Annotated in this window: 1 pseudogene; it reads left to right on the top strand. The window is 40.4% G+C overall.

What is annotated here, in order from left to right:
- Nucleotides 1–26: 26 nt before the first annotated feature.
- Nucleotides 27–465: pseudogene (locus tag CCE82_RS12470) on the top strand (accessory Sec-dependent LPXTG-anchored adhesin); the annotation flags it as partial.

Here is a 465-nt window from a genome sequence, read left to right as displayed (position 1 = left end):
GTGGATCGATGAATGGTTCTCATTCAATGAATGCATCAGAATCAACAAGTGCATTAGTGAGTACAAGTGAATCAAACAGTATCGCGAAGGAAGTAAGTCAATTCTTTAGTAACCTTACATCGGGAGAGAAATCAACTTACGAATCATTAAGTACGTCAGCAACGGATAGCGAGTCAATGAGTGCTTCAACGTCTGAAAGTCAATCGGTATCTGAAGTAGCATCAGAATCACTAAGCGTATCAGCAAAGAATAGTGAATCAATGAGTAGTTCAACTTCGATGAGTGTGTCTGACTCAGTAAGTGCATCTGAATCAGTAAGTGCAAGCACATCAGCAAGTACTTCAACAAGCACAAGCGAATCAGATAGTATCGCGAAAGAAGTAAGCCAATTCTTCAGCGACTTAACATCAGGAGCGAAATCAACTTATGAGTCATTAAGTGAATCAGCAGCGAATGGTGGATCGA

The sequence above is a fragment of the Staphylococcus cornubiensis genome, from assembly GCF_900183575.1.
GTDB lineage: Bacteria > Bacillota > Bacilli > Staphylococcales > Staphylococcaceae > Staphylococcus > Staphylococcus cornubiensis.
The sequence above is the reverse complement of the archived record's forward strand: the minus strand, read 5'-3'. Positions and strand labels throughout refer to the sequence as shown.